Annotated in this window: 2 protein-coding genes; both read left to right on the top strand. The window is 42.8% G+C overall.

All coding sequences use genetic code 11. The annotated features are described in order from the left end of the window. On the top strand, positions 1 to 457 hold a 457-nt coding region (locus tag AC438_RS16285), incomplete at its 5' end, for a phosphopantetheine-binding protein (RefSeq protein ID WP_156317132.1). A 180-nt stretch (positions 458 to 637) separates the two neighbouring features. Next, a complete protein-coding gene (gene lgt / locus AC438_RS16280; RefSeq protein WP_053982316.1) occupies positions 638 to 1,546 on the top strand; it encodes a prolipoprotein diacylglyceryl transferase in 909 nt (302 codons plus the stop codon). Positions 1,547 to 1,848: the final 302 nt, after the last annotated feature.

Genomic DNA, 1,848 nt, shown 5'->3' with positions numbered 1-1,848 from the left:
TTGTATTACTTTGCCCAAATCCCCCGAAGCCTCTGATACTGAAAAACAGATAGTTTCCGAGAATATGCGTGCTAGTGCTCAGCAACATTTGCCAGACTATATGATGCCTAGTGCGATAGTTTGCTTAGAAGAAATACCATTGACTTTCAACGGAAAGCTTGATCGAAAAGCACTTATCGAGCTTGAGGGCGGTGAAATACAACAAGCGGAATATGTTGCTCCAAGGAATGAAACAGAGGAAATACTATGTAATCTCTGGGAAGATTTATTGCAAGTTGACCAGGTTGGTATTCACGACAGCTTTTTTTCTCTTGGTGGAGATTCTCTCCTTAGTTTAAGGATGATTAATATCGCCCAAAGGCGAGGTGTAACTATTTCTCCAAAACAGTTGATGGAGTGCCAAACGGTTTTTGAATTAAGAGAATCTATGGAGGGTAGCGCTGTTGAGGAATATTAGCTGTATTGAGAATCGCTTTAAGCTTTCGTCAAACGACGAAAGCTTTTGGGGTTGACCCACTAATAGTGTTGTGTTATATGGCTGAATTTTGCGGTTGGCTGGTTTTATGCCTCGCTAGTACTATCTCTATGACGTGGCTTACACTCATTCGTTATTTTTAAAAATAGGATCGATGCACCTATGTTTGAAACGCCTTTCATGAACGCTGTAATTTTCTCAGTTCCAGGAACCCCGCTGTCGATAAATTGGTATGGCTTATCCTATTTTGTGGCAGCGATCTTTGGGCTTTGGTACACCAACCGCCAAAGTGTTAAAGCCCCCGAGTGGGGTTTTACCCGTAAGATGAATGAAGATTTATGTTTCTATTGTTTTGTTGGACTCATTCTCGGTGCACGCTTGGGCTATGTCCTATTTTATGGGCTTGACCAATTGTTACCGACAATCGAAACGACCAACGCAGTGGGGCAAATCGTTTCGTCAACTGGCTTTGACTTCTTTTATATCTTTAAAATTTATGAAGGGGGCTTATCCTTTCATGGAGGCTTTATAGGCGTTTGTATGGCCTATGTCGTTTTTGCGAAAAGATATAAAATTAACGCGTTTACTGTTGCAGACTGGGTGGTGCCTGTAGTGCCTGCGGGGATTATATGCGTTCGAGGAGGCAATACTATCAATAGTGAATTATGGGGCCGCGTCACCGATTCACCATTAGGTGTTTATTTTATGGAGCTTCCTGAAAACGCGGCGGGAGCATTGGTTAAGAGGCATCCATCAACCATTTATGAAATGTTGTTAGAAGGGGTTGTAATGTTTTTTGTTATTCAATGGTTTATTTCAAAACCTCGTCCTCGTATGGCTGCTTCGGGCTTGTTTGTCGCAGGATACGGTATCTTCCGTACGTTTGTGGAGTTCTTTCGCCAGCCGGATGCCCAGTTAGGAGTAAATGGTTTTCTTTATGGTACAGATTGGATTACTCGTGGTATGACTTTATCTGCGCCAATGATTATTGCAGGCCTGGCTATGCTTATACTTGCATATCGTATAAATGTGTTTGATGGTCACAAGGGGCAAACTAAGCAATGTCATTAGCTTAAGCCTATCGCCTCGCTCGCCATGTATGATGTTTAGCGTGCCGACTAGACGCTTGCGGGGGTATTGCCTTCCGTCACCACGTATGGGCTCGGCATACAGTGGTTTCGAAGCATTGAAGAGGCTAGAATAAAATCGATCAATGGCGACACCACTGCAACCGTGAGCGACCAAATAGTTCATTAAACTATTTAACATCGGTTGCCTTTGCTGAGAAGGAAGGCGAATTGTGAAATTTTTACTGAAAGGTTGGTGCTAACCCCGGGGAAAGGTTAATATATTCGAGGAATAATGAATAGATT

Origin of the sequence: Marinagarivorans algicola, from assembly GCF_001292705.1 — a bacterium.
In the GTDB taxonomy this organism is placed as follows: domain Bacteria; phylum Pseudomonadota; class Gammaproteobacteria; order Pseudomonadales; family Cellvibrionaceae; genus Marinagarivorans; species Marinagarivorans algicola.
Note: the sequence above shows the minus strand (reverse complement) of the source record. Positions and strands in the feature narration are given on the sequence as shown.

Coding starts and splice junctions, on each gene's coding strand:
- lgt (WP_053982316.1), top strand. CDS start 638: ATGTTTGAAACGCCTTTCATGAACGCTGTAATTTTCTCAGTTCCAGGA.